Source organism: Streptomyces sp. NPDC049970 (genome assembly GCF_040660235.1).
GTDB lineage: Bacteria > Actinomycetota > Actinomycetes > Streptomycetales > Streptomycetaceae > Streptomyces.
The window spans coordinates 100555-126521 of record NZ_JBFALP010000011.1 but is presented as its reverse complement, the minus strand read 5'-3'; the positions used below and the strand labels follow the sequence as shown (position 1 = coordinate 126521).

The window sequence follows — 25967 nt, the reverse complement described above, 5'->3', positions numbered from 1 at the left end:
GTCGCGGCGTGATGCACCCCACCGCCCGGAGGCGGCGTGGAACCGGGCGGCGGCCCAGGAGGACCGGGCGGAGCAGGCGGCTGCGGCACACCCGGCGGAGCAGGCGGGCCGGGCGGGCGCGGCGTGTTCGGACCACCGATACTCGCGTCCGCGAACATCGTCGCGGCGTGATGCACCCCACCGCCCGGAGGCGGCGTGGAACCGGGCGGCGGCCCAGGAGGACCGGGCGGAGCAGGCGGCTGCGGCACACCCGGAGCACCCGGCGGCCCGGGCGGGCCGAGCTGCGAGACCAGCTGCGTCGGCACGTAACCACCCGCGGGCACACCGGGAACACCCGGCCCCGACGGCGGCGGCGGAGTCGCCCCCGGCCGCACCCCCGGCGTACCGGGCGCCCCGGGCGGCGGCGGCGTCGTCGGCCCCGCCCCCCGCGCACCCCTCGGCGGCACCACCGCCTTGCTCGTCGCAGCGTCCGCTATGTCCCCGGCCCCGGGACCCGGACCCGCAGGCCCGGCAGGAGGGGCGGGCGCCGCGGAACCAGGCGGCGGCGCCGACGGGTCCAGCCCGGGAACCACCGCAGTACGCGGCAGCCCGCTGCCACCGGACATCAACGCCGTCGGAGCCTCCGCGGAAACGACCGGAGGCGGAACCCCGTCGTCGTCCGAACCCGACAGCGGCGGCGCGAACACCGTCGCCGGCAGCGGCACCTCGCCCTCACCGGCACCCGCGTTCGTGTCCGTACCCGCCCACGGAGTACCCCCGGCCGGCACCCCGTCCGACGCCGTCGGCTCGTGGTCCTCCTCGCCACCGGCAGCCGGCCACTCGCCGGAACCACCACCGGCACGCGCCGGTACCTGCCCGGAAGACGAGGAAGCAGCGTCCGACTCACCCGAGGCGGAAGGAGCGGAAGGAGCAGCGGCGGACGACGAACCGTCCGCCCCCGCCCGGCGATCCGGGATCCCCAGCTTGTCCGCCGCCTCCTGCAACCACTCCGGCGGACTCAGCAGGAACGACGTCTGATTCAGATCGATACGCCGCGGCGGCTCCGGAGCATCCTGCACCGACGCCGACACCCCGTACTCCTCCTCGTACCGCCGTATCACCTCACCCACCGGCAGCCCCGGCCACAACGTCGCCTCACCGCTGTCCCGGGCGATCACCAACCGCTGGCGCCCACCGTCCGACACGGGCCCCTCGGCACGGTCCTCCGACCACACCACGAAACCCAGCTCGAACTCACGAACCCGGACCTCACGGTGCTGATACGCGGGCACGTCACCGTTGACCCACTCATCCGCACGCTCCTGCGCCTGCGCGAACGTCACCACCGCGCTCACCCCTCCACCGGGACGGCACGCGCGAAGCCACCGTCCACCATCAGGTTCGCCACCGTCTCCAACTCCGGCGGATTACCCGCGAGACGCTGGAGGAAAGCATCGAAGTCCTCACCGCACGGCAGCAGAAGACGGTCCACCCGCTCCTGCACACCCAGACCGTCCTCATCCCGCGCGTCGTCGTACGGGCAGAACCACACGGACCCCACGCGGTCACCGCGCACCTTCACCGCCAGGATGCCGCCCTGGACGAACCCCACACCCAGGAAATCCTTCGTGAAGTGATCACGCAGACACTTGTTCATGTACACCAGGTCGTTCACGGCGGCCTCCTCGCGCACCGTGAAGAACGGCTGGTCCACGAGCAGACCCAACTCGGCGTCCAACGCCGCACCCACCGGGGCCGAACCACCGGCCGCCTTCAGGAAGGAGCGGTACGCACCCGGAAGCCGGTAGCCCAGATCCTCCTCCACGCCCAGGACCTGCTGCTCACCCACCGCGACCGACCCCTTCGGCAGCCGGAAATGAGCGGGCCGCGTCTCCTGCAACGGCCGCGTGCCCCGACGGTCCTGGTCCACCGCAGTCGTCGCCAGCCCACCGTGATGACGCAGCAACGCCTTCACCTCGATCGGCACCAGCTCCATCCGCCGGCCACCCGCCACGTGATGCCACGTCCAGCCGTGGGGAGTCGCCACCGCGGGAATCGTGTCCCACAGCTCGTGCCCACTCGCCGCCGACGCCGCGTTCGCCGACACGTAGTCCGTCAGCCGCAACTCGTCGACACCGAAACCCGGAGGCGGATCCGCGATCTCCGCCGCCGCACGCGCGTACGGCGAAAGCACCGGATAGCCGTCCTCGTCCACACGGACACCCCTCGGGTGACGGGACGCCCGGACAGGGTCCGGGAAATGCACGACCTGCCCGGCATAGGCCGCGTTCGGTGGCGCGGCTTGCTGCCCGAGCCGACCTGTAGTCATGGCGGTTGCCCCCTGCTGCGTCCGGTGTTCCGCACAGCCTATGCGGTGACGCAACAAGGCCCCCAGCCCCCGCACCCCCACTCACCGAACGTCACCGGCACGTGACGGACACGCGACGACCACGCCACCGAACCGCGACACGCAGACACGATTCACCGCCCCAGCTTCCCCACCACCCTGCACATTTGGCAGGCTGTCCCCGCAACTCGGGGGATTGCACGGGAGGGACACGAACGCCATGCACACAACACAAGCAGTCACATCCGGAGATCCACGACTCAGCTGGAGCACCACCGAACCCAGCCGCGCACCCCGCCTCAGGCACCGCCGCGACGGCATCCTGCCCGCGGTGGCCGCAGCCCTGTCCGTACGCGGAGACACCCTCACCTGCACCGCAGGCAAGGGCGACCAGCCACCGGTCCTCCACCCGCTCGTCCAGGACTTCCTCGACGCCCTCGCCAGCAGCCAGCGCGAACGCTTCACCGGCCGCTGCCCCGAAGCCATACTCCTGTCACGACAACTCACGGCGGCCGACGACAGCCGCTCCAGACGCGCCCAGCGCAAACCGCTCACCAACGGCGAAGCCCGCCGCGCACTCAAACACGCCCGACTCACCGCCCGCCGCATCCGCGAGGACGGCGACCCCCTCCACGGCAGCTACGCACCCCCCTGCCGCTCCTGCACCGCGATGCTCTCCCACTTCGGCGTACGCCCCGTCGACCTCGCCGGCACAGGCACGGCGACCACGGCCGAGAAGGGCTGAGCACACCACCATGCACGACCGCACCGAGGTACCCGCCCAGCAGCAACGCACCTCCACCACCCGCTTCCCCGTCGCCGTCGACGCGGCGCTCCGCGACGCCGGATGGAAACCCGGACGCTGGGACATCCGGCAGGCCGAGGAATGGGCCGACGCCCTCCGCTCCCACGCCTCCCCCGCAGGACACCAGCACGCCGTCTTCCCCGCAGCAGTCGAAGCCTGGGCCGAATTCGGCGGACTTCGCATCAGCGCACACGCCCCCGGCCGGCAGATCGCCACCAGCACCGTGCTCATCGACCCGCTCAGCGGACTCCACCTGGCACGCACCCTCCGGGACCTCGGCCGCGCGCTGGAAACCGAAGTCGCACCCCTCGGAGAAGAAGGCGACGGAGAAGCCGTCCTGGCCATCGACCACGAAGGCCGCGTCTACTCCATCGACCACACCGGGGACTGGTACCTCGGCTCCGACATCGACCGCGCCCTCGAAACCCTCATGACGGGCGCACAACCGGCCCGCCTCACCTCAGGCTGAGACACCGAGCCCCCACGCCCCGCAGGACCCGCCGCCCCTCCGCAGCCCCCGCCCCGGACGCCCTCCGGAGCCCCCCGGCGCCACCTCGACCTCCCGGCCGAAAACGCCTACGCCGCCCCCGCGTCCGGCAGCACCGCCGACACCCGGAAACCCCCCGCATCCGTCGGCCCCGACACGAACACACCCCCGAGCCCCAGCACCCGCTCCCGCATCCCCACCAGACCGTTGCCCCCGCTCGGCAGCCCCGCATCGGCAGCCGCACCGTCCGACGGGCCGTTCTCCACCTGCATCGCCACCTCCGAACCCCGATGCGCGAGCCGCACCCACGCCCTCGCACCCGCCGCATGCTTGTGCACGTTCGTCAACGCCTCCTGCACCACCCGGTACGCCGTCTGCTCCACCTCCGGCGCATACGGACGCGACTCCCCCTGCACCGAAAGCTCCACCGTCATCCCCGCCTCACGGGACTGCGCCACCAGCCCCTCCACCTCGCACAGCCGGGGCCCGTCCTCCACCACCACGGCAGCGGCGGCAGCCGCTGCCCGCCCCACCGAGGCGAGCGGCACCGACCCCGCCGACGGAGCCACCAGGGCATCACCGCTCCGCAGCACACCGAGCATCTCCCGCAGCTCCGTCAACGCCTGCCGGCCCATGTCCCCCACCAACGCCGCGTTGCGCACCGCCTTCGCCGGATCCTTCGGCGCCACCGCCTGCAGAGCCGCCGCGTGCACCACCATCAGACTCACCCGGTGCGCCACCACGTCATGCATCTCCCGGGCGATCCGCGTCCGCTCCTCCGTACGCGCCCACTCGGCCCGCTCCTCCGCCCGGTCCGCGAGCAGCGACAACTCCCGCTCCAGCGAATCCGCGCGCTCCCGCAGGCTCTCCATCAGTCTGCGCCTCGCCCCGATGTAGAGCCCGAAGAGCACCGAGGGCGCCGTCAGCCCCAGCGACATGAAGAGGGACACCACCGGGACGTACCAGACACCCGGCCCGAAGTCGGCGTCGGCGTCCACGGTCTGGCGCAGCCGCACGTACGACACGATGAACGTGCCGACCAGCGTCATCCCCGTCAGCACCACCGTGATCCTGCGCGGCACGTCGGACGCGGCCAGGGTGTACAGGCCGACGATCGCCATCAGGAAGCCCATCTCGGCGGGCGTCGTCGCTATCGACACCAGCACCACCGCGATCGGCCACCGTCTGCGCAGCACCAGCACCGAGCCGGCCAGCAGGCCGAACACCACCCCGAGGGGCACCGGCAGGCCGGTGCCCCCGGCGAACGAGACCCCCTCCAGCGCACACTCCAGCGCCGAGACCAGCGCGAGTCCCACGTCCAGGGCGACACTCCGCCGCCGCCCCCACCACCAGTAGCCGCGGGTGGTCGGACCCGCCGCTTCCAGGTCTGCCCCCGTTGCGGTCATGGCATCCAGCCTACGGGCGGCCGCATCTCATTTTCCGGAGACTCCGTCAGCACGGAAAGTAACCGGTCGTACCGCAAAGGCGGTTAGATCGCACGATCCGGTGAACCGAGCACCCTTTCGATCCGGACGTCCGCATTCCGAACAAAGCTGTTCGTATGACACATGCCAGTGGCAAGTACGCGGATTTCGAGGGGCTGCGGAAGCAAGCCGTCGCACTGCGGCGGGAGGGGCTCAGCCGCCGCCAGATCCGGGACCGGCTGAAGGTGCACAACAACGACATCCTCAACCGCCTCCTGGAGGGTGAGCCGGCGCCGGAATGGACGAAGCGCCCGCGCGCGAAGGACGACCTGCGGGACAGAGCCCGGGAGCTGCGGCTCCAGGGGATGACCTACGACCGGATCCAGGTGGAGCTGGGGTGCTCCAAGAGTTCGATCTCGCTGTGGGTACGGGACCTGCCGAAGCCGCCGAGGCGCACCCGCGAGGACGCCTCGGCCATCGCCCGGCGGGGCTGGGAGGCCACTCTGCGGCAACGCGAGGTGGAACGGCGGCAGACGCGGGAAGCGGCCCGCCGGGAGACGGCCCGGCTCGGCGAACGCGAGTTGTTCGTCGCAGGAGTCGCGCTCTACTGGGCCGAAGGCACCAAGTCCAAGCCCTACCGGCGCCAGGAGCGCGTGTCCTTCGTCAACAGCGATCCGAACGTGATCAGCGTCTTCCTGGCCTGGCTCCGCCTGGTCGGTGTCACCGCGGAGCGGCTCAGGTTCCACGTCCATGTCCACGAGTCAGCCGACGTCGCGGAAGCGGAACGGTTCTGGGCGGATCACACCGGCGCCCACGCGTCCCGGTTCGGCAAGACCAGCCTGAAAAGGCATCAGCCGAAGACGAACCGGAAGAACACCGGCGCGGAGTACCGGGGCTGCCTCGTCATCCATGTACTGCAGAGCGCGGAGCTGTACCGTCGCATCGAGGGCTGGTGGTACGGCATAGTAGGCGCTGTGCTTTCACCCGAGAGTTAATTCGGACATAAGGCGCATATTATCCCGGGTCGTCTAATGGCAGGACAAATGGTTTTGGTCCATTGAATGAGGGTTCGATTCCTTCCCCGGGAGCCCCGAAGCGCGGGCCCCGACCTCACCGGTCGGGGCCCGCGCTCGTTTCGGGCATATACGCCCCCGGTATCCTGCGGGTGTCCACCACCCGAAGCCGAAGGGCAATTCCGTGAGCGTCGCCAACCCGGCCGCCGTCGTCGTCCTCGCAGCGGGTGAGGGCACCCGCATGAAGTCGAAGACCCCCAAGGTCCTGCACGAGATCTCCGGGCGCTCGCTCGTCGGACATGTCGTCGCCGCCGCACGTGAGCTCGACCCCCAGCACCTCGTCGTGGTCGTCGGCCACGCCCGCGAGCAGGTCACCGCGCACCTCTCCGCCGGGGAGACGCCCGTCCGCACCGCCCACCAGGCCGAGCAGAACGGCACCGGCCACGCGGTCCGGATGGCACTCGAGGAGCTCGGCGGCACCGTCGACGGCACCGTCATCGTCGTCTGTGGGGACACCCCGCTGCTCTCAGCCGAGACCCTCGCCGCACTGGCCGCCACGCACGGCGCCGACGCCAACGCCGTCACCGTGCTCACCGCCGAGGTCCCGGACTCGACCGGCTACGGCAGGATCGTCCGCGACGCGGCCACCGGCGCGGTCACCGAGATCGTCGAGCACAAGGACGCGACCGAGGCCCAGCGTGCGATCCGGGAGATCAACTCCGGGGTGTTCGCGTTCGACGGCCGTCTGTTGAGTGACGCGCTGGGCAAGGTGCGCACGGACAACAGCCAGGGCGAGGAGTACCTCACCGACGTGCTGTCGATCCTGCGTGAGGCCGGACACCGCGTCGGCGCCTCCGTGACCGGCGACCACCGCGAGATCCTCGGCATCAACAACCGGCTCCAGCTGGCCGAGGCCAGGCGGCTGCTCAACGAACGCCTCCTGGAGCGCGCGATGCTGGCGGGCGTGACGGTCATGGACCCGGCGTCCACCCTGATCGACTCGACGGTGACGTACGAGCGCGACGCGATCGTGCACCCGGGCACCCAGCTGCTGGGTGCGACGCACCTGGCGGAGGACGCCGAGGTGGGCCCGAACTCGCGTCTGAAGGACACGGTCGTGCACGCGGGCGCGCGGGTGGACAACACGGTCTCGGACGGGGCCGAGGTGGGCCCGGGGGCGAGCGTCGGCCCGTTCGCCTACCTGCGACCCGGTACGCGGCTCGGGTCCGGTTCCAAGGCGGGTACGTACGTCGAGATCAAGAACTCGACGATCGGCGAGGGCACGAAGGTGCCGCACCTGAGTTACGTCGGTGACGCGACGATCGGCGACCACACCAACATCGGTGCGGCCAGCGTGTTCGTGAACTACGACGGGGTGGCCAAGCACCACACCACGATCGGGTCCCACTGCCGGACCGGGTCGGACAATATGTTTGTGGCGCCCGTCACGGTCGGGGACGGCGTTTACACCGCGGCCGGTTCGGTCATCACCAAGGACGTACCGTCCGGTTCACTGGCCGTCGCCCGGGGCCAGCAGCGGAATATCGAGGGCTGGGTCGCCCGGAAGCGCCCCGGGAGCGCGGCGGCCCAGGCCGCTCAGGCGGCCGCGTCGGAGTCCAACGGCGAAAGCTGACCGGAAACAGGTGCGCCAAAGGCGGCGTACCGTGATAGATGCTCACCCATTTCGGCTGGCTCGTCGCTCATCGGGACCCGTGCGCGCGGTGCCAGATACACGTCTGAGGAGACTGTGCTGTGACCGGGATCAAGACGACCGGCGAGAAGAAGCTGATGCTCTTCTCCGGCCGCGCCCACCCCGAGCTGGCCGAGGAGGTCGCACATCAACTGGGTGTCGGTCTCGTGCCGACGAAGGCCTTCGATTTCGCCAACGGTGAGATCTACGTGCGTTTCCAGGAGTCGGCGCGCGGTGCCGACTGCTTCCTGATCCAGAGCCACACGGCTCCGATCAACAAGTGGATCATGGAGCAGCTGATCATGCTGGACGCGCTGAAGCGCGCGTCGGCCCGGTCGGTGACCGTGATCGTGCCGTTCTACGGGTACGCGCGTCAGGACAAGAAGCACCGCGGTCGCGAGCCGATCTCGGCTCGCATGGTCGCGGACCTGATGCAGACGGCCGGTGCGGACCGCATCCTCACGGTCGATCTGCACACGGACCAGATCCAGGGCTTCTTCGACGGCCCGGTCGACCACCTGTTCGCGCTGCCGATCCTGGCCGACTACGTGGGCGCGAAGGTGGACCGGTCGAAGCTGACGATCGTGTCGCCGGACGCCGGCCGCGTGCGTGTCGCCGACCGCTGGTGCGACCGTCTGGACGCGCCGTTGGCGATCGTCCACAAGCGCCGTGACAAGGACGTGCCGAACCAGGTCAGCGTCCATGAGGTCGTGGGCAACGTCGAGGGCCGGGTGTGTGTCCTGGTCGACGACATGATCGACACGGGTGGCACGATCTGTGCCGCCGCGGACGCCCTGTTCGCGCACGGTGCCGAGGACGTCATAGTGACGGCGACGCACGGGGTGCTGTCGGGCCCCGCCGCGGACCGTCTGAAGAACTCGAAGGTGAGCGAGTTCGTCTTCACGGACACGCTGCCGACCCCGGGCGAGCTGGAGATCGACAAGATCACGGTGCTGTCGATCGCGCCGACGATCGCGCGTGCGGTCCGTGAGGTGTTCGAGGACGGTTCGGTGACGAGCCTGTTCGAGGAGAAGGAGTGATCGCCTCCGGGTGATCCGACCGCTTCGACTTGATCGACTTTGGGTACGGCCTCCCCGCCGGGTAGACTCACCGAGTTGCTCGGCGAGGGAGGCCGTTCTCATGTCACGGACATGGGGTCGGTGGTCCGTTATCGACGCGCTCTTCGTAGCAGGCCTGTCGTGGGCCGGGTGACCATCGGTTTTTTCGTCACCTACGAGGAGTGCACCATGGCTGAGATCAAGCTCGACGCATCGGTCCGTACGGAGTTCGGCAAGGGCGCTGCCCGTCGCACCCGTCGCGCCAACCTGGTTCCCGCGGTCGTCTACGGCCACGGTGCTGAGCCGGTTCACATCAACCTGCCGGGCCACGAGCTGCTTCTCGCGCTGCGTACCGCCAACGTCCTGATCGGTCTCGAGATCGACGGCAAGGACGCCCTGGTGATCCCGAAGGCCGTGCAGCGCAACGCCATCAAGGGCAACATCGAGCACGTCGACCTGCTGACCGTGAAGCGCGGCGAGAAGGTCAACGTCGAGATCGCGGTGCACGCCGAGGGCGACCTGGCCCCGGGTGCCAACCTGCTCGAGTACGTGCAGAACACGCTGCTCGTCGAGGCCGAGGCCACCCACATCCCCGAGTCGGTCACGGTCTCCGTGGCGGGCCTGGACGCCGGTGACTCGATCCTGGCCAAGGACATCGAGCTGCCCAAGGGTTCCGTGCTCGCGGGCGACGAGGACGCGATCGTGCTGCAGATCGTCGCGGCGCAGATCGAGGAGCCGGCCGAAGAGGGCACCGAGACCGAGGCTGCCGAGGCCTGAGCCTCGCTCCACCTGCTTGACTGACGGGGTGGCGGTTCCCTTCCGGGGTACCGCCACCCCGTTTCCCTGTACAGACGTGTCGGCGTATCGGCCGGGTGCGTGCGCATCGCGAGGAGAGCGAGCTGTGATGTCCGATCCCACCGACCCCTGGCTGATCGTGGGCCTCGGTAATCCCGGCCCTGAGTACGCGGCGAATCGGCACAACGTCGGTTTCATGGTGGCCGATCTGCTGGCCGAGCGGATCGGCGGGAAGTTCAAGCGGGCGCAGAAGGCGCAGGCGCAGGTGCTGGAGGGGCGGATCGGGCCGCCCGGGCCGGGGAGCCGGCGGGTGGTGCTGGCGAAGCCGATGTCGTACATGAACCTGTCGGGCGGGCCGGTGAACGCGTTGCGGGACTTCTACAAGGTGCCGCTGGATCACGTGGTGGCGGTTCATGACGAGCTGGACGTCGATTTCGGTGTGCTGCGGCTGAAGTCGGGCGGTGGCGACAACGGGCACAACGGGCTGAAGTCGATGACGAAGGCGATGGGGCCGGACTATCACCGGGTGCGGTTCGGGATCGGCCGTCCGCCGGGGCGGATGCAGGTCGCGGATTTCGTGCTGAAGGACTTCTCGTCCGCGGAGCGCAAGGAGTTGGCGTACCTGGTGGACCGGTCGGCGGATGCGGTGGAGTCGTTGTTGGCGGAGGGGCTGGAGCGGGCTCAGTCCGCGTACAACTCCTGACATTCGTGGTGCTTTCTGGGCCTTTTTCGGCCACAGGTTGACCGAGGGCAGGGCTCTGCCCAAGGATCGGCGTCCATGAAGCGGAGTTCCTCCCCCCGACGCCCCCGACTGCTCGCCCGTGGCCGTTCGTTCGCCGCGGGCTGTGTCGTCCTGTTGCTGCTGGTCGCGGGTGTGTGGTCGTCGTGGACCAGTGCGCACCACATAGTTCTGGCCAAGGGCCGTGAGCACGGGACGATGGCGGTGGCCGCGTGCGGTGAGGACGCGTGCACCGGGTCGTTCGCTCCGGATGCGGAGTCGCGGAAGCGGGACGGGGTGACGATCGAGCGGTCCGTCGCGGTGCGCAAGGGCGACCGCTTCCCGGTGGTGGTGAAGCCGGGTTCGGACGACGTCGTGCGTACGGGGGTGCCAGGCCTTCTGCATGCCTGGCTGCCGTTCGGGGGCGCCTTGCTGCTGTCCGCCCTGCTGATCGGCGGGGGTCTGCGGCTGACGCGGACGGCATGGGCCGTGGGGATCGCGGGTGCGGCCCTGTTGACGGCGACGTTCGTCGCCCTCTGACGGGACCGCACCCGGTCACGCTTCCGGTGTGCGGGTCAGCCGGTGTTGCGCAGGCCCGCGGCGACACCGTTGACGGTGAGCAGCAGGGCGCGGGCGAGCAGCGGGTCGGCCTCTTCGCCGCGTTCGGCGGCCTGGCGCTGGCGGGCGAGCAGGGACACCTGGAGGTAGGAGATCGGGTCCAGGTAGGCGTCGCGGATGGCGAAGGTCTGCTGGAGCACCGGGCTGGTGCCGAGGAGTTCCTTGCCGCCGGTGACCTTGAGGACTTCGCTGACGGTGAGCGCGTGTTCGGCCTCGATGACGTCGAAGACGTGCTTGAGCTCGTCGGGGACGAGGGTGTCGACGTAGTGCCGGGCGATGCGCAGGTCGGTCTTGGCGAGGGTCATCTCGACGTTGGAGAGGAAGTTCCTGAAGAAGTGCCACTGTTCGTGCATTTCTTCGAGGACGCCGTCGAGGCCGGCTTCGCGCAGTGCCTTGAGGCCGGAGCCGACGCCGAACCAGCCGGGGACGATCTGGCGGGACTGGGTCCAGCCGAAGACCCACGGGATGGCGCGCAGGCCGTCGAGCGAGACGCCGGAGCCGGGGCGGCGGGAGGGCCGCGAGCCCAGGTGCAGGTCGGCGAGCTGGTCCACCGGGGTGGAGGCGAGGAAGTACGCGGGCAGGTCGGGGTCTTCGACGAGCTTGCGGTAGGCGTCGTGCGCCGCGTCGGAGACGGTGTCCATGGCCGCGTCCCAGCGGGCGAGTGCCTCGTCGGACTGGCGGGGCGCGGTGTGGAGTGCGGAGGCCTGGAGGGTTGCCGCGACGGTCAGTTCGAGGTTCTCGCGGGCGAGTGCGGGGATGAGGTACTTGTCGGAGATGACCTCGCCCTGCTCGGTGACCTTGATCTCGCCTTCGAGGGTGCCCCAGGGCTGGGCGAGGATCGCGTCGTGGGAGGGGCCGCCGCCGCGGCCGACGGTGCCGCCGCGGCCGTGGAAGAGGCGCAGGCGTACGCCGTAGCGGTGGGCGACGTCGCGGAGTCGGCGCTGGGCGCGGTGGATCTCCCACTGGGAGGTGGTGATGCCGCCGAACTTGGAGGAGTCGGAGTAGCCGAGCATGACCTCCTGGACGTCGCCGCGGAGTGATACGAGGCGGCGGTAGGAGGGGTCGGCGAGCATCTCGTCGAGGATGACGTCGGCGGCCTTGAGCTCGTCGGTGGTCTCCAGGAGCGGCACGATGCCGATCTTGGCCCAGCCGCCGTGCAGGTCGAGGAGTCCGGCTTCGCGGGCGAGGACGGCGGCGGCGAAGACGTCGTCGGCGCCCTGGCACATCGAGATGATGTAGGACTCGATGACCTCGGGGCCGAAGCGCTCGAAGGCGTGCTTGATGGTGTGGAAGACGCCGAGGGTCTTCTCGCCGGCCGCGTCGAGCGGGGCCGGGGTGGGGGCGAGGGGGCGGCGGGAGCGGAGTTCCTTGGCGAGGAGCTTCTGCCGGTAGTCGCGGGGCATGTCGGCGTAGCGCCAGGATTCCTCGCCGAGCCGGTCGAAGAGCTGGCCCAGGGCGTGGTGGTGGGCGTCGGCGTGTTCGCGTACGTCCATGGTGGCGAGCTGGAGTCCGAAGGCGGAGAGCGTGCGGATGGTGCGGTCCATGCGGCCGTCGGCGAAGAGTCCGCCGCGGTGCTCGCGCAGGGAGGTCTGGATGAGTGCGAGGTCGGCGAGGAGCTCGGAGGTGCCGAGGTAGTCGCAGCCGGGGCGGTGCGGGGTGCCGGAGGCCAGGCGCTCGCGGGTGTTGACGAGCTTCTGGCGGATGCAGGTGGCCTTGAGGCGGTAGGGCTCCTCGGCGTTCAGCCGCTTGTAGCGGGGGCTGATCTCGGGGAGCCGCTCCAGGTCGGTCTGGAGGGAGGTGAGGAGCTCGTCGGTGGCTCCGGTGTAGCGGATGGAGTTGGAGAGGAGTCCGCGCAGGTAGTCGACGAGTTCGAGGGCGTCGGTGATGCCGTGCTCGTGCTGGAGGATCAGCACGTCCCAGGTGACGGCGGGCGTCACGTTGGGGTTGCCGTCGCGGTCGCCGCCGATCCAGGTGCCGAAGGTGAGGGGGCGGGTGCCGGCGGGCAGCTCGACGCCGACGCGCTCGAGTTCGGCGGCCAGGTCCTCCAGGACGTCGCCCACCGCGCTGGCGTGCAGTTCGTCGAGGTAGTAGATGGCGTTGCGGGCCTCGTCGGCGGGCTCCGGGCGGACGACGCGGAGTTCGTCGGTCTGCCAGATGAGGTCGATGTTCTCGGCGAGCCGCAGGTCGTGGCGCCGGCGGTCGGCCTCGATGACGGGTGTTTCGAGGAGCTCGGCGATGCGCCGGAGCTTGTTCAGTACGGAGCGCCGCGCGGCCTCGGTGGGGTGCGCGGTGAAGACGGGCCGTACGTTCAGGTTCTTGACGGTGGCCCGCAGGTGCTCGGGGTCGGCGTCCTTGAGGCGGTCGGCGGTGCGGGCGAGGAGCCCGCCCTCGGCTGCCCGGCGGTCGCGCATCTCGTGGGCGCGGTGGACCTGCTCGGTGACGTTGGCGAGGTGGAAGTAGGTGGAGAAGGCGCGCACGAGCTGTGCGGCGGTCTCCAGGTCCGTGTCGCCGAGAAGCTCGGCGGCGGCCTCGCCGTCGGTGCGGGTCAGGGCGCGGACGCGCTCGACGAGGTCGAGGAGCTCCTGGCCTTCCTGGCGTACGAGGGTCTCGCCCAGCAGGTCTCCGAGGCGGCGGATGTCCGCGCGCAGCTCGGTGTTGGCGGCAGGGGTCTGGTCGGCACTGCTCACAGTGTGCGGCTCCTTGCAGTGGTTGAGCACGTCTGTCAGGGGGGCCGGGGCGCTCGCGGTGCTGACGGCTCGCCCCGGGTATGCAGAGTGCGGACCGCGCTGTCCGGCCCACCCAGGATAGGTGTCCGGGCGTCCGGCGTGCTCGCTGCCCTGCGGGGTGGTCCCGATTGGGGGTACACGAGGGGTGGGAGCCCGGCCGCACAGGGGTTGCCTCTGCGGCGCTCTCGTGTCGCGGGCCTCCTCACTGCCATACTTACGTTGCCGTAGGTTACGGAGGCGTAGCCCGCTCATTCCGTCATATTTCCTCACCTCACGGGGGACTCCCCAATGCCCACCAGCCCCGATGTGATCGACGACGGCCTGCCGACAGCGGCAGGCGACACCGCAGCTCCCTCCGCCACGCTCGGCGGCGACAAGAAGCGTTCGGTCGAGCAGATCGCGCTGCTCCTGTTCATCGTGGTGCCGTTCGCCGCCCTGGTGGCGGCGGTGCCGCTGGCCTGGGGGCGTGGCGTCAGCTGGCTCGACCTGGGCCTGCTGGTCGCCATGTACTACTGGGGCTGCCACGGTGTGACGATCGGTTTCCACCGCTACTTCACGCACGGGTCGTTCAAGGCGAAGCGTCCGCTCCGTATCGCGCTGGCCGTCGCGGGTTCGATGGCGGTGGAGGGTCCGCTGGTGCGCTGGGTGGCCGACCACCGCAAGCACCACCGGTTCTCCGACGCCGAGGGCGACCCGCATTCGCCGTGGAGGTTCGGCGAGAGCCTCCCGGCGCTGATGAAGGGGCTGTGGTGGGCCCACATCGGCTGGATGTTCAACGAGGAGCAGACGCCGCAGCAGAAGTACGCCCCCGACCTGGTGCGGGATCCGGCGCTGCGTGGGATCTCGCGCCACTTCCTGAGCTTCACGATCCTCTCGCTGGCGATCCCGCCGCTGGTCGGCGGCCTGGTCACGATGTCGTGGTGGGGTGCGTTCACCGCTTTCTTCTGGGGTTCGCTGGTCCGTGTCGCGCTGCTGCACCACGTGACGTGGTCGATCAACTCGATCTGTCACGCGGTCGGCAGGCGTCCGTTCAAGTCGCGCGACAGGTCGGGGAACGTGTGGTGGCTGGCGGTGCTCTCGTGCGGTGAGTCCTGGCACAACCTGCACCACGCGGAGCCCACGAGCGCGCGTCACGGCGTGCTGCGCGGCCAGATCGACTCCAGTGCCCGGCTGATCCGCTGGTTCGAGCAGTTGGGCTGGGCGCACGATGTCCGCTGGCCGGATGCCTCGCGTATCGCCTCCCGGCGCAAGGCCGCAGCCGCCGACCCGGCATGATTGACGACGTGGCGACCGACTCAAGCACCAGCGGCGAGAAGAGCATGCCCACCCCTACCCGGCGGACCCGCAGGGTCCGGATGACGGGCAAGGAGCGTCGCGAGCAGCTCCTGGACATCGGCCGCACCCTGTTCGCCGACAAGGGGTTCGAGGGCACCTCGGTGGAGGAGATCGCGGCGCGCGCCGGGGTCTCCAAGCCGGTGGTGTACGAGCACTTCGGCGGCAAGGAGGGTCTGTACGCCGTCGTGGTGGACCGTGAGATGCGCCAGTTGCTGGACCTGGTGACGGGTGCGCTCACGGCGGGGCATCCGCGTGAGCTGCTGGAGCAGGCGGCGTTCGCGCTGCTCGACTACATCGAGACGTACACGGACGGTTTCCGGATCCTGGTCCGGGACTCCCCGGTCGCGCAGTCCACGGGCACGTTCGCGTCGCTGATCAGTGACATCGCGACGCAGGTCGAGGACATCCTGGGCCTGGAGTTCAAGGCCCGCGGCTTCGACGCGAAGCTCGCCCCGCTGTACGCGCAGGCCCTGGTCGGGATGGTGGCGCTGACCGGCCAGTGGTGGCTTGACGTGCGGAAGCCGAAGAAGGCCGAGGTCGCGGCCCACCTGGTGAATCTGGCGTGGCACGGGCTGGAGAACCTGGAGTCGAAGCCGCGGCTGATAGGGCACCGGAAGAACTGAGCCGCGCCGGTGTGCACGTGATCACCCGTTGTGATGACGAAGTCGGGAAGCCGACCCTACTGTGGTGGTGCAGGACCAGAATCCCGCCCATGGGAGGAATCATGACCGCCGAGCCGATCGCCGGGCGCAGCAGCCGCTGGCCGGTGCCGCCCCAGGACGGATACACGGTGGACGATCTGTTCACCTTGCCCGATCTCCCGCCGCACACGGAATTGCTCGACGGGAGCCTGGTTTTTGTGAGTCCGCAGCGCATTTTTCACAGCCGGATGATCGACCTGCTGACCTGGGGGTTGCGCAGCGGTGCCCCGCGTGAACTGAAGGTCGTGCGGGAGATGACCGTGGCTCTGGACCGGCGCAACGCTCCGGAGCCGGACGTGTCCGTCGTCCGCGCTGCGGCCGTCACCGGGCGGGAGCTGACTCGCTTCGACGCGGCGGACGTACTCCTGGCCGTCGAGGTGGTCTCACCGGACTCCGAGGCCCGCGACCGTGACACCAAGCCCGGGAAGTACGCGGCGGCCGGCATCCCCAACTTCTGGCTGGTCGAGATGGCGGGGAGCGACCGGCACCCGGTCGTGCGGGTCTACGAGCTGGACCCCGTGAACAAGGCGTACGCGCTGACGGGCATCCACCACGACCGGCTCAAGACCGGGGTGCCGTTCCACGTCGACCTCGACATCTCGGCGGAGGCCCTGGACGCGCTGTGACGCTCACCCGGTGACCGGCTCCAGAAATTCCAGTCGGTTGCCCACGGGGTCCTGGGAGTGGAAGCGGCGATGGCCGGGAAGATCGTCGTCCCACTCGACGGGGGCGCCGTGTCCGGTAAGCCGGGCCGCGAATACGTCGATGTCCGTGACGCGCAGGCCCGGGTGGGCCTTCCTGGCCGGGCGGAAGTCCTCTTCGATTCCGAGGTGCAGCTGGACCGGACCGGCCCCGAACCAGCAGCCGCCGCGGGCGGCCAGGACCGGGGGCTTGGGGAGCTCCGTGAGGCCGAGGACGTGTACGTAGAAGGCCCGCAGGGCGTCCTCCGATCCGGGCGGGGCGGCTAGTTGGACATGGTCGACGGCGGTGATCAAGGCTGCTCCCCGGGAGTGCGGACCACCGCGAAGATCCGGCGGAACGGGAAGACCGTGCCGTGCGGGCCGGCCGGGTAGGCGGCGCGCAGCCGGTCGCGGTACTCGGTGACGAATTCGTCCCGGGCCACGGGGTCGTCGGCGAGTGCGTCGAGGAGGGGGCGCAGGCCGGTGCCCTTGACCCAGTCGAGGACGGGGTCCTCACCCTGGAGAAGGTGCAGGTAGGTGGTCTCCCAGACGTCGACGGTGCGGCCGGGCGCGGTGAGGTGCTCCAGGTAGTGGGCGGGGGTGTGTACGGCGTCGCCGTGGCGCAGGAGGCCGCCGAGGCGGTCGCGCCGGCGGGGGGATTCGGCGAGTTCGCGCATGACGGTGTGGCTGGGGGCGTCGAAGTTGCCGGGGACCTGGAAGGCGAGGGTGCCGCCGGGGGCGAGTGCGCCGATCCAGTGCGGGAGGCGGGCGGTGTGGCCGGGTACCCACTGGAGCAGGGCGTTGGAGACGATGAGGTCGTACGTCTCGGTGGGTGTCCAGGTGCCGGCGTCGGCCTCGGCGAAGTCGAGGAGGGGCCCGGTGTGGGTGCGGGCGCGTTCGAGCATCCGGGGTGAGCTGTCGTAGCCCGTGACGTGGGCGTCCGGCCAGCGCCGGGCGAGGAGTGCGGTGACGTTGCCCGCGCCGCATCCGAGGTCGGCGATCCTGGGTGCGGGTTCGTGCGGCAGGGGGCCGATCCGGGCCAGGAGGTCGTGGAAGGGCCGGGTGCGGTGGTCGGCGTACCGGAGGTACTGCCCTGGGTCCCAGGTGGGCGATGTCATGGGGTCAGGATCACCGGACAGATATCTTGATGTCAAGACACTTGAATTCAAGAGACTTCATGTCGAGGGACCCTCTACACTGATCGACATGGAGGACGAGGTCGACCGGCTGGTCGCTGCATGGCGTCGCGAGCGCCCGGACCTCGACGTGGAACCGCTCGAGGTGCTGAGCCGCGTCTCACGCCTGGCACGGCACCTGGACCGGGCCCGCAGGATCGCGTTCGCGGAGCACCAGCTGGAGCCGTGGGAGTTCGACGTGCTGACGTCGCTGCGCCGCGCGGGCGCCCCGTACCAGCTCTCCCCCGGACAGCTCCTCACCCAGACCCTGGTCACCTCGGGCACGATGACCAACCGCATCGACCGTCTGACCAAGAAGAACCTCGTGGAGCGGCTGCCGGACCCCAGCGACCGGCGCGGTGTGCTCGTGCGGCTGACCGACCTCGGCCGCGACAAGGCCGACCAGTCGCTTGCCGGGCTGCTCGCCCAGGAGCGGGCCATCCTGGGCGAGCTCTCCCGCCAGCAGCGTTCCGAACTGGCCGGACTGCTACGCCGGTTGACCGCCCCGTTCGACAACATCCCCGGTTGAGGGCCGTGCCGTGACCCCGGGCGGGCGCACGGCGAGAGCCACGGCCGCTCGCCGCGCTGCCGGAACACCCGGACGCGTCCGGTGCGAGCGCCCCTCCGCCTGGCGACGCTCCTCGTCCGCCCCCGCGCGCTGATCCACCAGGGACTACGGGACGGCCCTGAGGGCGACCGGGCCGACCCCGGCCCTTCTCGCCAGCGCCACGGCGGCGAGGGTCGAGTGCACGCCCAGCTTCCCCAGCACGTTCTGCATGTGGGTGCGCACCGTGTGCGGGGACAGGAAGAGCCGCTCCGCCACGGCCTTGCGGCCCAGGCCCGCCACCATGCAGCGCAACACCTCGCGCTCGCGCGGTGTCAGCGACTCCACGAGCTGCTCGGACTCGGTGCGGTGCTTGCGTGCCGCGGTCAGCTCCCTCAGAACCCCCGTCAGCAGCGCGGCGGGCAGGTGCGTCTCGTCGCGCAGCACACCGCGTATGACCGCCAGCAGGCGTTGCAGCGAGCAGTCCTTGGCGACCCAGCCCGAGGCCCCGGCCTGCAGTGCCGTCGCGGCGCGGCGCGGGTCGTCCTTCTCGGCGAGCACCACGGTGCGGATGTGCGGATGGCTCGAACGCACCCCGGCCGCCAGCGAGATGCCGTCCGCCGGACCGCTGCCGGACCCGGTGTCCGGGTCCGTGCGCGGCGCGGGCACGGTGCGGGCGCCGTCCGCGGCGAGGACGCCCAGCTCGGCGTCGACCAGCATCACGTCGTAGCGACGGCCCTCCGCTGCCGCGCGCTCCAGACAGCGCAGCGCGGCGGGAGCGCTGCCCGCCGCCGACACGTCGACGTCGGGCTCGGCCGCGAGTGCCGCGGCGAGGGACTCGGCAAAGATGCGGTGGTCGTCGACCACCAGAACCCGGATACGCACCACAGACACCCCCATGCTGTGTGAACTCCTGGGGCGCCCCGTACCCGGCCGGCCCCGACGAGGACGGACCACTTCGGACACGACGCCCGGAGCACTCCGGTGACCTCCGGCGCACGGCCGCCGCCGTGTACCGACCGCCACCCGGCCCGGGCGTCGTATCCGACCGTCTCGTCCCCTGAAACGACACCGGCCCCCACCGGTGCTGTGCACCAGCGTACGGGGGGCCTCGGGTACCGGAAGGCGATTCGCGGAACTGATCGAGCAAGGTGTTTAGGGTGTGATTCATGTTCCGTCTTGAGACAGAAGTAGACAAGGAACGTCGTATTCTGCTGGGCCATCGGCTGCACGACGACAACTGGGCCGGTTCGCCGGAGCTGCGCGCGCTGCACTCCACCTCCGCCGAACACGAAGTCCCGCTGGACGTCTGGCTCCTGGACGAACAGGGGGCCCTGGCCGGCGGGCTGAGCGGACGGACCTGGGCCCACTGGCTCCATGTGGACCTGCTCTGGGTGGACGCCCGCCACCGGGGCCTCGGCCTCGGCTCGCGGCTGCTGGCCGAGGCGGAGCGGCTCGCCCGCGACGAACGGGCCTGTACCCGCTCCCGGCTGGAGACCTGGGACTTCCAGGCCCCCGCCTTCTACCGGAAGCAGGGGTACGAGGTGGTCGGGGAGGTCCCCGACTACCCGCCCGGCGTCGCGGAGTTCATCCTCGTCAAGCAGCTGGAGCGATCCGACGGCCCCCCGCGGAGGCGACGGCGGGGAAGATTCCCGGGGTGGCGTGGCCGGCGGCGGTGAAGGCCTCCGAGACCGCCTTGGCGACGGTGTCCGCCATCGCCTCCTCCACCAGCACGATCGCCGAGCCGCCGAAGCCGCCGCCGGTCATCCTGGCGCCGAGCGCCCCGGCCTCGCTCGCAGCCGAGAAGACGAGGTCCAGCTCCGGGCAGGAGACCCGCAGGTCGTCGCGGAGGGAGACGTGCCCCTCGTTGAGGACCGGGCCCGCCGCGCGTACGTCGCCCGCGTCGAGCAGCGCGATGATCCGCTCCACACGGTGGTTGTCGCTCACCACGTGCCGCACGTAGCGCACGACCGACTCGCCCTCGCTCGCCGCCAGGGTGGCGAGGGCGGTGTCCAGCCCCTCGAAGGGCAGGTCGCGCAGGGTGTCGATACCGAGTGCCCGAGCGCCCGCCTCGCATCCGGCCCGGCGTTCCGCGTACGCCCCGTCGCCCAGGGCGTGCTTGACCCGGGTGTCGACGACCAGCAGCCGCAGCCCGTGCGCGGCCAGGTCGAAGGGGACCTGGCGCAGGGTGAGGTCGCGGGTGTCCAGGTGGAGCGCGTGCCCCTCGGTGCAGCAGGCGGAGGCCATCTGGTCCATGACGCCGCAGGGCACGCCGACGAACGCGTTCTCGGCGCGCTGGCCGAGCAGCGCCACCTCCTGGGTGCTCAGGCCCAGCTCGAACAGGTCGTTGAGGGCGAGTGCGGTGACGACCTCCAGGGCGGCGGAGGAGGACAGCCCGGCACCGACGGGGACCGTGGAGGTGAGCTGTATGTCCGCGCCGGTGACGGAATGCCCGGCCTCGCGCAGCGCCCAGACGACACCCGCGGGGTAGGCGGCCCAGCCGTGGCCCGAGTGCGGGGCGAGTTCGTCGACGCGCAGCGAGACGACCCCGCCCGGCACGTCGGTGGAGTGCAGGCGCAGCCGCCCGTCGGTGCGGCGGGCGACGGCGGCGCGGGCGGTGTGCGGGAGGGCGAGCGGCATGACGAAGCCGCCGTTGAAGTCGGTGTACTCACCGATGAGGTTCACGCGTCCGGGCGCTGCCCAGATGCCTTCGGGGCCGGTCCCGTAGAGCTCGGTGAAGGAGGCGGTCAGCTCGGCGTCGTCGGTCATGGTGCGGTGGGCTCCTCTCGGCGGGCGAACGTCCATGCGTCGGCGACGATGGCTGTGAGGTCGGCGCGCGACGGCTGCCAGCCGAGCCGCTCCCTGGCGGTGGCGGCGGAGGCGACGAGGACGGCCGGGTCGCCGCCGCGCCGGGCGGCGGCGGTCTCGGGGACCGGGTGGCCGGTGACCGTGCGGACGGTCTGGATGACCTCGCGGACGGAGAAGCCGTTGCCGTTGCCGAGGTTGCAGATGAGGTGGTCGCCGGCGGTGGCCGCTTCGAGGGCCAGCAGGTGGGCCTCGGCGAGGTCGGCGACGTGGATGTAGTCGCGTACGCAGGTGCCGTCCGGGGTGGGGTAGTCGTCGCCGTACACGGAGATCGACTCGCGCTGTCCGAGCGCGACCTGGAGGACCAGCGGGATGAGGTGCGACTCGGGGCTGTGGCGTTCGCCGCAGCTGCCGTAGGCGCCCGCGACGTTGAAGTACCGCAGGGAGACGGCGGCCAGTCCGTGGGCGGTCGCCTCGCCGGTGATCATGTGGTCGACGGCGAGTTTGGAGGCGCCGTAGGGGCTCGTGGGTGCGGTCGGGTCTGCCTCGGTGATGGGGCTGGAGACCGGTTCGCCGTAGGTCGCCGCGGTGGAGGAGAAGACGAGGGTGCGCACGCCCGCGTCACGCATGGCGGCGAGCAGGGCGGTGGTCCCGCCGACGTTGTTGACCCAGTACTTCTCCGGGTCGACGACGGATTCGCCGACCTGGGAGTAGGCGGCGAAGTGCAGCACGCCGTCGTAGGAGGCGTCGAGCCACTCGGCCGCGTCCTGGATGCGGCCCTCGATGAACTCCGCTCCCGCGGGGACGCCCTCACGGAAGCCGGTCGACAGGTCGTCGAGGACGGTGACGGTGTGCCCCGCCTCCAGCAGATGGGCGGCGACGACGCTGCCGACGTATCCCGCGCCGCCCGTCACCAGGTACTTCTTGCCGGTGTTGCTCACTCGCTCGCTACCTCTCGCAGTCGCTGGGCCGCGGCCTCCGGCGGCACGTCGTTGATGAACACGCCCATGCCGGACTCGGAGCCCGCGAGGAACTTCAGCTTGTCGGGGGTCCGCCGGATGGTGAAGAGCTCGAGGTGCAGCGCGAACTCCTCACGGCCGGGGATCCTGAAGGGAGCCTGGTGCCAGGCCGAGATGTACGGGGTGGGCGGCTCCCCCGGGCCGAAGATCCGGTCGAATCGCCTCAAGAGTTCCAGATAGATCTGTGGGAACTCTGTGCGCGCCGCGCCGTCGAGTTCCCTGAGGTCCGGAACGCGCCGGCGCGGGTGGAGATGGACCTCGTAGGGCCAGTGCGCCGCGTACGGCACGAAGGCGACCCAGTGCTCACCCTCGAGTACGACGCGCGAGCCGTCGGCCAGCTCCCGGGCGACGACGTCGTCGAAGAGGTTGCGGCCGGTCCCGGCGCGGTGCGCCTCCATCGAGCGCAGCATCTGCTCGGTGCGCGGGGTGACGAAGGGATAGCCGTAGATCTGTCCGTGCGGGTGGCCGAGGGTGACGCCGATCTCGGCGCCGCGGTTCTCGAAGGCGAACACCTGGGCGACCTGGGGGAGCTCGGCGAGGTCGGCGGTGCGGTCGGTCCATGCCTCCAGGACCAGGGCGGCCTGGTCGTCGGTGAGACCGGCGAAGGACACGTCGTGGTCGGACGTGAAGCAGACGACCTCGCAGCGGCCGGAGTCCCCGGCGAGCGAGGGGAAGCGGTTCTCGAAGACGGCCACGTCGTATCCGGTGTCCGGGATCTCGCTGTGCCGTCCGTCGCGCGAGGGGCAGAGCGGGCACTCGTCGGCCGGCGGGTGGTAGGTGCGCCCCTGCCGGTGCGAGGCGATGGCCACCGAGTCGCCGAGCAGCGGGTCGTGGCGGATCTCCGAGTCCTCCCCGGACGGGGGGACGGCGTCGAGCGGCCGCGGGTCGACCGCGTCGCGGACGACGTCGTCCGCGGAGTCGTAGTAGATCAGCTCACGGCCGTCGGCGAGGGTCGTAACCGTCTTCTTCACCAGGCTCCTCCATGTAACGCCCTCTAAACATAATCGCACATAACAAATCACAAGTAAACACTATGCGTCAATGGCGCGACCGACGTCACAAGCCTGCGAATGGACTGTGCCCACGTGGGAACAGAACGGGACATTCTCTCCCTTCCGATCACGATCAAACAAAGAACGCCAATCAAACTGTTCATTTTCTGAACACAAAGGCGTAGGTTCCGTCGGGTTCAGTTCGCGCAACGAAGCGAGTACCCCCCATGCAATATCTGGCCGAAGGGCTCCGACTCCCCACGAACGGGCTCGACTACACAATCCTGGCGATCTACTTCGTCGTGGTGCTCGGCATCGGCTTCGCCGCCCGGGCCAGCGTGAAGACCAGCCTCGACTTCTTCCTGTCCGGCCGTTCGCTGCCCGCCTGGGTGACCGGCCTGGCCTTCGTGGCGGCGAATCTCGGTGCCACCGAGATCCTCGGCATGGCGGCGACCGGCGCGCAGTACGGCGTCGCGGTCGTCCACTGGTACTGGATCGGTGCCATCCCCGCCATGGTCTTCCTCGGCCTGGTGATGATGCCCTTCTACTACCGGTCGAAGGTCCGCTCCGTACCCGAGTTCCTGCTCCAGCGGTTCGACAGGTCGGCACACCTGCTGAGCTCCGTGCTCTTCGCCTTCGCGGCGATCCTGATCGCGGGCGTGAACCTCTACGCCCTGTCGATCGTCGTGGAGGCGCTCCTCGGCTGGCCGCAGTGGGTCGCGATCGTCGTCGCGGGTCTCTTCGTCCTCGTCTACATCACCATCGGCGGCCTCTCCTCGGCGATCTACAACGAGGTGCTGCAGTTCTTCGTCATCCTCGCCGCGCTGATCCCGCTCACCCTGCTGGGCCTCAAGCGCGTCGGCGGCTGGGACGGGCTGAGCGGCTCGCTGGAGAAGCAGCACGGCGCCGACTTCATGACCGCGTGGGGCGGTACCGGCATCGGTGACGCCAACCCGCTCGGCGCCAACTGGCTGACGATCATCCTCGGCCTCGGCTTCGTGCTGTCCTTCGGCTACTGGACCACCAACTTCGCCGAGGTGCAGCGCGCCCTGTCCGCGAAGAACCTCTCGGCCGCCCAGCGCACCCCGCTGATCGCCGCCTTCCCGAAGATCTTCATCGTCTTCGCGGTGATGATCCCGGGCCTGGTCGCCGCCGTGATCGTGCCCAGGATAGGTACCCCCGGCTCGGACCTGACCTACAACGACGCCATCCCGCTGCTGATGCAGGAGCTCCTGCCCAACGGTGTGCTCGGCATAGCGGTGACCGGTCTGCTGGCCGCGTTCATGGCCGGCATGGCCGCCAACGTGTCCTCCTTCAACACGGTGTTCACCACGGACATCTGGCAGCGGTACGTGAGGAAGGACCAGCCGGACGCGTACTACCTGCGCTTCGGCCGGCTGATCACCGCGGTCGGTGTGCTGGCCTCGATCGGCACGGCGTTCATCGCCGCCAGCTTCTCCAACATCATGACGTACCTGCAGACGCTGTTCTCGTTCTTCAACGTCCCGATGTTCGTCGTGTTCATCATCGGCATGTTCTGGAAGCGGGCCTCGATGAAGTCCGGTGTCTGGGGCCTCGTCGCGGGCACCACCGCCGCGATGGTGAACTACTTCGTCATCTACAAGCAGGGCGTCATCGACATCCCGTCCGACCAGGGCGCCAACTTCGTCTCCGCCATCGTCGGATTCGTCGCCGGCGCGGTCGTCATGGTCGCCGTCACCCTGTTCACCGCCCCCAAGCCCGAGGCCGAACTGGCGGGCCTGGTCTACGGGACGGAGTCCCCGGACGCCGACGAGGCGCCGGAGGAGGGCGACGACGCCTGGTACCGCAAGCCCGTGCTGCTCGGCTGGGGCGCCATCGTCCTCGCCGCCCTCTGCTACCTGCCCTACTCGCTCTGATCGGAGGCACTCACCATGTCCGACCTGCACAAGGAAGTCTCCGAACTGGAGCGCACGTCCGCGACCGCGGCCCGGCTCTTCGACATCCGGCGGATCATCGGCGGTCTCTTCGTGGTCTACGGAGTGATCGTCACCATCGCCGGCATCAGCCCGTCCGACGCCGACCTCGAGAAGGCCGAGGGCGTCCACATAAACCTGTGGACCGGACTGGCCATGCTGGCGCTCGGCCTGTTCTTCCTGATCTGGATGAAGCTGCGCCCGGCCCAGGTGCCGGTGCCGGACGAGACACCCGGTACGCCGGAGAGCTGACCAGCGCCCCGGCAGGCATGTCCGCAGGGGCCGGACCACCACGCGATCACGCGAGGCGGTCCGGCCCCTGCGGCGTTCCCGCCGCCCGGTCCAGCAGCCCCGTACGTGCCGCGAGGGCCGCGGCCTCCAGGCGGGAGCCGACACCCAGCTTCATCAGCACCCGCTGCACATGGGTGCGCGCGGTGCTCGGCGCGATCCCCATCCCGGCCGCGATCAGCCTGGTGTCCTCGCCCTCGGCGACCCGCACCAGCACCTCGACCTCGCGCGGGGTGAGCATCCGCAGCAGTCGCTGCCCCTCGTCGTCCGGCTGGGCCGCGGGGTGCAGCAGCTCGGCGAACGCGCCGCGCAGCAGCTGCGGCGACACGGCGGCCTCGCCCGCGCGGGCCTTGAGCATCGCGCGTTCGACGCCCTCGATGCGTTCGTCGTGGCGGACGTAGCCGGCCGCCCCGGCGGCGAAGGCCGCCGCGATGCCGCGCGGACTCGGCACCGGGCCGAGCACCACGACGGCCACCTGCGGACGCTCCCGACCGATGCGCACGATCGGGTCGAACACACCTGGTTCGGCGGGCGACGCCGTACCGAACAGGCAGACCTCGGGTGCCCGGCTGACGACCAGTTCCGCGGCCCCGGCCGTCGGTGCGGCCGCCGCGAGCACCCGGTGCCCGCGCAGTTTCAAGGCGGAGGCGAGTGCCTCTGCCAGCAGACGGTGGTCATCGACCACCATGAGCCGCACGCCCATCGAGTTCTGCCCCCATGTACAGCGCCTACCGCTGTGTAGCCCCTCGCAGGCCCCCCGGCCTTCTGACCCGGCAAGTTACACGCTTGTTCGACGCCGCGTGCCCTCTACCG

At 70.3% G+C, this 25967-nt stretch carries 25 protein-coding genes and 1 tRNA gene; 16 read left to right on the top strand and 10 right to left on the bottom strand.

What is annotated here, in order from left to right:
- Positions 1 to 1330 precede the first annotated feature (1330 nt).
- The gene (locus tag AB0I83_RS20595) at positions 1331 to 2308 is read right to left on the bottom strand and encodes an SMI1/KNR4 family protein (RefSeq protein WP_356536108.1); all 978 of its coding nucleotides are present in this window, start codon (positions 2306 to 2308) and stop codon (positions 1331 to 1333) included.
- A 238-nt stretch (positions 2309 to 2546) separates the two neighbouring features.
- On the opposite strand from AB0I83_RS20595, the gene AB0I83_RS20590 reads away from it, so the two are divergent.
- Both AB0I83_RS20590 and AB0I83_RS20585 read left to right on the top strand, forming a co-directional pair.
- On the top strand, positions 2547 to 3071 hold the full coding sequence (locus tag AB0I83_RS20590; protein WP_363305628.1) for a YwqJ-related putative deaminase: 525 nt from the start codon (positions 2547 to 2549) through the stop codon (positions 3069 to 3071).
- Between the two features lie 10 nt (positions 3072 to 3081).
- Positions 3082 to 3600 carry an SUKH-3 domain-containing protein gene (locus AB0I83_RS20585; protein WP_363305627.1) on the top strand — a complete coding sequence of 173 codons (519 nt, stop codon included), beginning with the start codon at positions 3082 to 3084 and terminating at the stop codon, positions 3598 to 3600.
- 107 nt (positions 3601 to 3707) lie between these two features.
- On the opposite strand, the gene AB0I83_RS20580 is transcribed toward AB0I83_RS20585, so the two are convergent.
- A complete protein-coding gene (locus AB0I83_RS20580; RefSeq protein ID WP_363305626.1) occupies positions 3708 to 5024 on the bottom strand; it encodes a histidine kinase in 1317 nt (438 codons plus the stop codon).
- A 155-nt stretch (positions 5025 to 5179) separates the two neighbouring features.
- Here AB0I83_RS20580 and AB0I83_RS20575 point away from each other — a divergent pair, with 155 nt between their 5' ends.
- The 7 genes from AB0I83_RS20575 (at position 5180) to AB0I83_RS20545 (ending at position 10856) form a co-directional block, all read left to right on the top strand.
- The gene (locus AB0I83_RS20575) at positions 5180 to 6037 is read left to right on the top strand and encodes a hypothetical protein (RefSeq protein WP_363305625.1); all 858 of its coding nucleotides are present in this window, start codon (positions 5180 to 5182) and stop codon (positions 6035 to 6037) included.
- Between the two features lie 22 nt (positions 6038 to 6059).
- A tRNA-Gln gene (locus AB0I83_RS20570) sits at positions 6060 to 6130 on the top strand.
- Between the two features lie 109 nt (positions 6131 to 6239).
- Complete coding sequence (gene glmU / locus AB0I83_RS20565; RefSeq protein WP_363305624.1) at positions 6240 to 7688, top strand: bifunctional UDP-N-acetylglucosamine diphosphorylase/glucosamine-1-phosphate N-acetyltransferase GlmU; 1449 nt, start codon at positions 6240 to 6242, stop codon at positions 7686 to 7688.
- A gap of 119 nt (positions 7689 to 7807) precedes the next feature.
- Positions 7808 to 8785 carry a ribose-phosphate diphosphokinase gene (locus AB0I83_RS20560; protein WP_356536102.1) on the top strand — a complete coding sequence of 326 codons (978 nt, stop codon included), beginning with the start codon at positions 7808 to 7810 and terminating at the stop codon, positions 8783 to 8785.
- A gap of 207 nt (positions 8786 to 8992) precedes the next feature.
- Entirely contained in the window at positions 8993 to 9580 is a 588-nt protein-coding gene (locus AB0I83_RS20555) for a 50S ribosomal protein L25/general stress protein Ctc (RefSeq protein ID WP_356536101.1), read from the top strand.
- A gap of 127 nt (positions 9581 to 9707) precedes the next feature.
- A complete protein-coding gene (gene pth, locus AB0I83_RS20550; RefSeq protein WP_356536100.1) occupies positions 9708 to 10301 on the top strand; it encodes an aminoacyl-tRNA hydrolase in 594 nt (197 codons plus the stop codon).
- Between the two features lie 75 nt (positions 10302 to 10376).
- Entirely contained in the window at positions 10377 to 10856 is a 480-nt protein-coding gene (locus AB0I83_RS20545; protein WP_363305623.1) for a hypothetical protein, read from the top strand.
- Between the two features lie 35 nt (positions 10857 to 10891).
- On the opposite strand, the gene ppc is transcribed toward AB0I83_RS20545, so the two are convergent.
- Positions 10892 to 13621 (bottom strand): phosphoenolpyruvate carboxylase, encoded by a 2730-nt coding sequence (gene ppc, locus AB0I83_RS20540; protein WP_356841656.1) that lies wholly within the window; start codon positions 13619 to 13621, stop codon positions 10892 to 10894.
- Positions 13622 to 13948: 327 nt separating this feature from the next.
- Here ppc and AB0I83_RS20535 point away from each other — a divergent pair, with 327 nt between their 5' ends.
- The 3 genes from AB0I83_RS20535 to AB0I83_RS20525 all read left to right on the top strand — a co-directional run bounded on the left by AB0I83_RS20535 (position 13949) and on the right by AB0I83_RS20525 (position 16322).
- The gene (locus AB0I83_RS20535; RefSeq protein ID WP_356536097.1) at positions 13949 to 14935 is read left to right on the top strand and encodes a fatty acid desaturase; all 987 of its coding nucleotides are present in this window, start codon (positions 13949 to 13951) and stop codon (positions 14933 to 14935) included.
- Entirely contained in the window at positions 14932 to 15618 is a 687-nt protein-coding gene (locus AB0I83_RS20530) for a TetR/AcrR family transcriptional regulator (RefSeq protein ID WP_356536096.1), read from the top strand. The genes AB0I83_RS20535 and AB0I83_RS20530 overlap by 4 nt, the downstream gene beginning before the upstream one ends.
- 101 nt (positions 15619 to 15719) lie before the next feature.
- A complete protein-coding gene (locus tag AB0I83_RS20525) occupies positions 15720 to 16322 on the top strand; it encodes a Uma2 family endonuclease (protein WP_363305682.1) in 603 nt (200 codons plus the stop codon).
- A 3-nt stretch (positions 16323 to 16325) separates the two neighbouring features.
- On the opposite strand, the gene AB0I83_RS20520 is transcribed toward AB0I83_RS20525, so the two are convergent.
- Both AB0I83_RS20520 and AB0I83_RS20515 read right to left on the bottom strand, forming a co-directional pair.
- Complete coding sequence (locus AB0I83_RS20520) at positions 16326 to 16691, bottom strand: VOC family protein (protein WP_363305622.1); 366 nt, start codon at positions 16689 to 16691, stop codon at positions 16326 to 16328.
- Positions 16688 to 17494, bottom strand: coding sequence for a trans-aconitate 2-methyltransferase (locus tag AB0I83_RS20515; protein ID WP_363305621.1), 807 nt, complete (start codon positions 17492 to 17494; stop codon positions 16688 to 16690). The genes AB0I83_RS20520 and AB0I83_RS20515 overlap by 4 nt, the downstream gene beginning before the upstream one ends.
- A gap of 88 nt (positions 17495 to 17582) precedes the next feature.
- Between AB0I83_RS20515 and AB0I83_RS20510 the strand changes: the two genes are divergently transcribed.
- The gene (locus AB0I83_RS20510) at positions 17583 to 18080 is read left to right on the top strand and encodes a MarR family transcriptional regulator (RefSeq protein ID WP_356536093.1); all 498 of its coding nucleotides are present in this window, start codon (positions 17583 to 17585) and stop codon (positions 18078 to 18080) included.
- Positions 18081 to 18224: 144 nt separating this feature from the next.
- On the opposite strand, the gene AB0I83_RS20505 is transcribed toward AB0I83_RS20510, so the two are convergent.
- The gene (locus AB0I83_RS20505) at positions 18225 to 18995 is read right to left on the bottom strand and encodes a response regulator transcription factor (protein WP_363305620.1); all 771 of its coding nucleotides are present in this window, start codon (positions 18993 to 18995) and stop codon (positions 18225 to 18227) included.
- Between the two features lie 269 nt (positions 18996 to 19264).
- Here AB0I83_RS20505 and AB0I83_RS20500 point away from each other — a divergent pair, with 269 nt between their 5' ends.
- The gene (locus tag AB0I83_RS20500) at positions 19265 to 19774 is read left to right on the top strand and encodes a GNAT family N-acetyltransferase (protein WP_363305619.1); all 510 of its coding nucleotides are present in this window, start codon (positions 19265 to 19267) and stop codon (positions 19772 to 19774) included.
- Here AB0I83_RS20500 and galK read toward each other — a convergent pair.
- Genes galK through galT form a run of 3 tightly spaced genes read right to left on the bottom strand, consistent with a single transcriptional unit; the run spans position 19692 to position 22890 of the window.
- Positions 19692 to 20864: a galactokinase gene (galK, locus tag AB0I83_RS20495; RefSeq protein WP_363305618.1), complete on the bottom strand. Its 1173-nt coding sequence runs from the start codon at positions 20862 to 20864 to the stop codon at positions 19692 to 19694. The two genes, AB0I83_RS20500 and galK, sit on opposite strands and share 83 nt — an antisense overlap.
- The gene (gene galE / locus AB0I83_RS20490; protein ID WP_363305617.1) at positions 20861 to 21841 is read right to left on the bottom strand and encodes a UDP-glucose 4-epimerase GalE; all 981 of its coding nucleotides are present in this window, start codon (positions 21839 to 21841) and stop codon (positions 20861 to 20863) included. The genes galK and galE overlap by 4 nt, the downstream gene beginning before the upstream one ends.
- The gene (gene galT / locus AB0I83_RS20485) at positions 21838 to 22890 is read right to left on the bottom strand and encodes a galactose-1-phosphate uridylyltransferase (RefSeq protein WP_363305616.1); all 1053 of its coding nucleotides are present in this window, start codon (positions 22888 to 22890) and stop codon (positions 21838 to 21840) included. The genes galE and galT overlap by 4 nt, the downstream gene beginning before the upstream one ends.
- Positions 22891 to 23138: 248 nt before the next feature.
- On the opposite strand from galT, the gene AB0I83_RS20480 reads away from it, so the two are divergent.
- Both AB0I83_RS20480 and AB0I83_RS20475 read left to right on the top strand, forming a co-directional pair.
- Complete coding sequence (locus AB0I83_RS20480) at positions 23139 to 24809, top strand: sodium:solute symporter family protein (RefSeq protein WP_363305615.1); 1671 nt, start codon at positions 23139 to 23141, stop codon at positions 24807 to 24809.
- Between the two features lie 15 nt (positions 24810 to 24824).
- A complete protein-coding gene (locus AB0I83_RS20475) occupies positions 24825 to 25118 on the top strand; it encodes a hypothetical protein (RefSeq protein ID WP_356536087.1) in 294 nt (97 codons plus the stop codon).
- Between the two features lie 46 nt (positions 25119 to 25164).
- Here the strand turns inward: AB0I83_RS20475 and AB0I83_RS20470 are convergent, their stop codons facing one another.
- Positions 25165 to 25857: a LuxR C-terminal-related transcriptional regulator gene (locus tag AB0I83_RS20470; protein WP_363305614.1), complete on the bottom strand. Its 693-nt coding sequence runs from the start codon at positions 25855 to 25857 to the stop codon at positions 25165 to 25167.
- Between the last annotated feature and the right edge of the window lie 110 nt (positions 25858 to 25967).

Bases quoted from the DNA above. Each gene is read 5' to 3' on its own strand.
- AB0I83_RS20595 (WP_356536108.1), bottom strand. From the start codon at position 2,308: ATGACTACAGGTCGGCTCGGGCAGCAAGCCGCGCCACCGAACGCGGCC.
- AB0I83_RS20590 (WP_363305628.1), top strand. From the start codon at position 2,547: ATGCACACAACACAAGCAGTCACATCCGGAGATCCACGACTCAGCTGG.
- AB0I83_RS20585 (WP_363305627.1), top strand. From the start codon at position 3,082: ATGCACGACCGCACCGAGGTACCCGCCCAGCAGCAACGCACCTCCACC.
- AB0I83_RS20580 (WP_363305626.1), bottom strand. From the start codon at position 5,024: ATGACCGCAACGGGGGCAGACCTGGAAGCGGCGGGTCCGACCACCCGC.
- AB0I83_RS20575 (WP_363305625.1), top strand. From the start codon at position 5,180: ATGACACATGCCAGTGGCAAGTACGCGGATTTCGAGGGGCTGCGGAAG.
- AB0I83_RS20555 (WP_356536101.1), top strand. From the start codon at position 8,993: ATGGCTGAGATCAAGCTCGACGCATCGGTCCGTACGGAGTTCGGCAAG.
- pth (WP_356536100.1), top strand. From the start codon at position 9,708: ATGTCCGATCCCACCGACCCCTGGCTGATCGTGGGCCTCGGTAATCCC.
- AB0I83_RS20545 (WP_363305623.1), top strand. From the start codon at position 10,377: ATGAAGCGGAGTTCCTCCCCCCGACGCCCCCGACTGCTCGCCCGTGGC.
- AB0I83_RS20535 (WP_356536097.1), top strand. From the start codon at position 13,949: ATGCCCACCAGCCCCGATGTGATCGACGACGGCCTGCCGACAGCGGCA.
- AB0I83_RS20530 (WP_356536096.1), top strand. From the start codon at position 14,932: ATGATTGACGACGTGGCGACCGACTCAAGCACCAGCGGCGAGAAGAGC.
- AB0I83_RS20525 (WP_363305682.1), top strand. From the start codon at position 15,720: ATGACCGCCGAGCCGATCGCCGGGCGCAGCAGCCGCTGGCCGGTGCCG.
- AB0I83_RS20515 (WP_363305621.1), bottom strand. From the start codon at position 17,494: ATGACATCGCCCACCTGGGACCCAGGGCAGTACCTCCGGTACGCCGAC.
- AB0I83_RS20510 (WP_356536093.1), top strand. From the start codon at position 17,583: ATGGAGGACGAGGTCGACCGGCTGGTCGCTGCATGGCGTCGCGAGCGC.
- AB0I83_RS20505 (WP_363305620.1), bottom strand. From the start codon at position 18,995: ATGGGGGTGTCTGTGGTGCGTATCCGGGTTCTGGTGGTCGACGACCAC.
- AB0I83_RS20500 (WP_363305619.1), top strand. From the start codon at position 19,265: ATGTTCCGTCTTGAGACAGAAGTAGACAAGGAACGTCGTATTCTGCTG.
- galK (WP_363305618.1), bottom strand. From the start codon at position 20,864: ATGACCGACGACGCCGAGCTGACCGCCTCCTTCACCGAGCTCTACGGG.
- AB0I83_RS20480 (WP_363305615.1), top strand. From the start codon at position 23,139: ATGCAATATCTGGCCGAAGGGCTCCGACTCCCCACGAACGGGCTCGAC.
- AB0I83_RS20475 (WP_356536087.1), top strand. From the start codon at position 24,825: ATGTCCGACCTGCACAAGGAAGTCTCCGAACTGGAGCGCACGTCCGCG.
- AB0I83_RS20470 (WP_363305614.1), bottom strand. From the start codon at position 25,857: ATGGGCGTGCGGCTCATGGTGGTCGATGACCACCGTCTGCTGGCAGAG.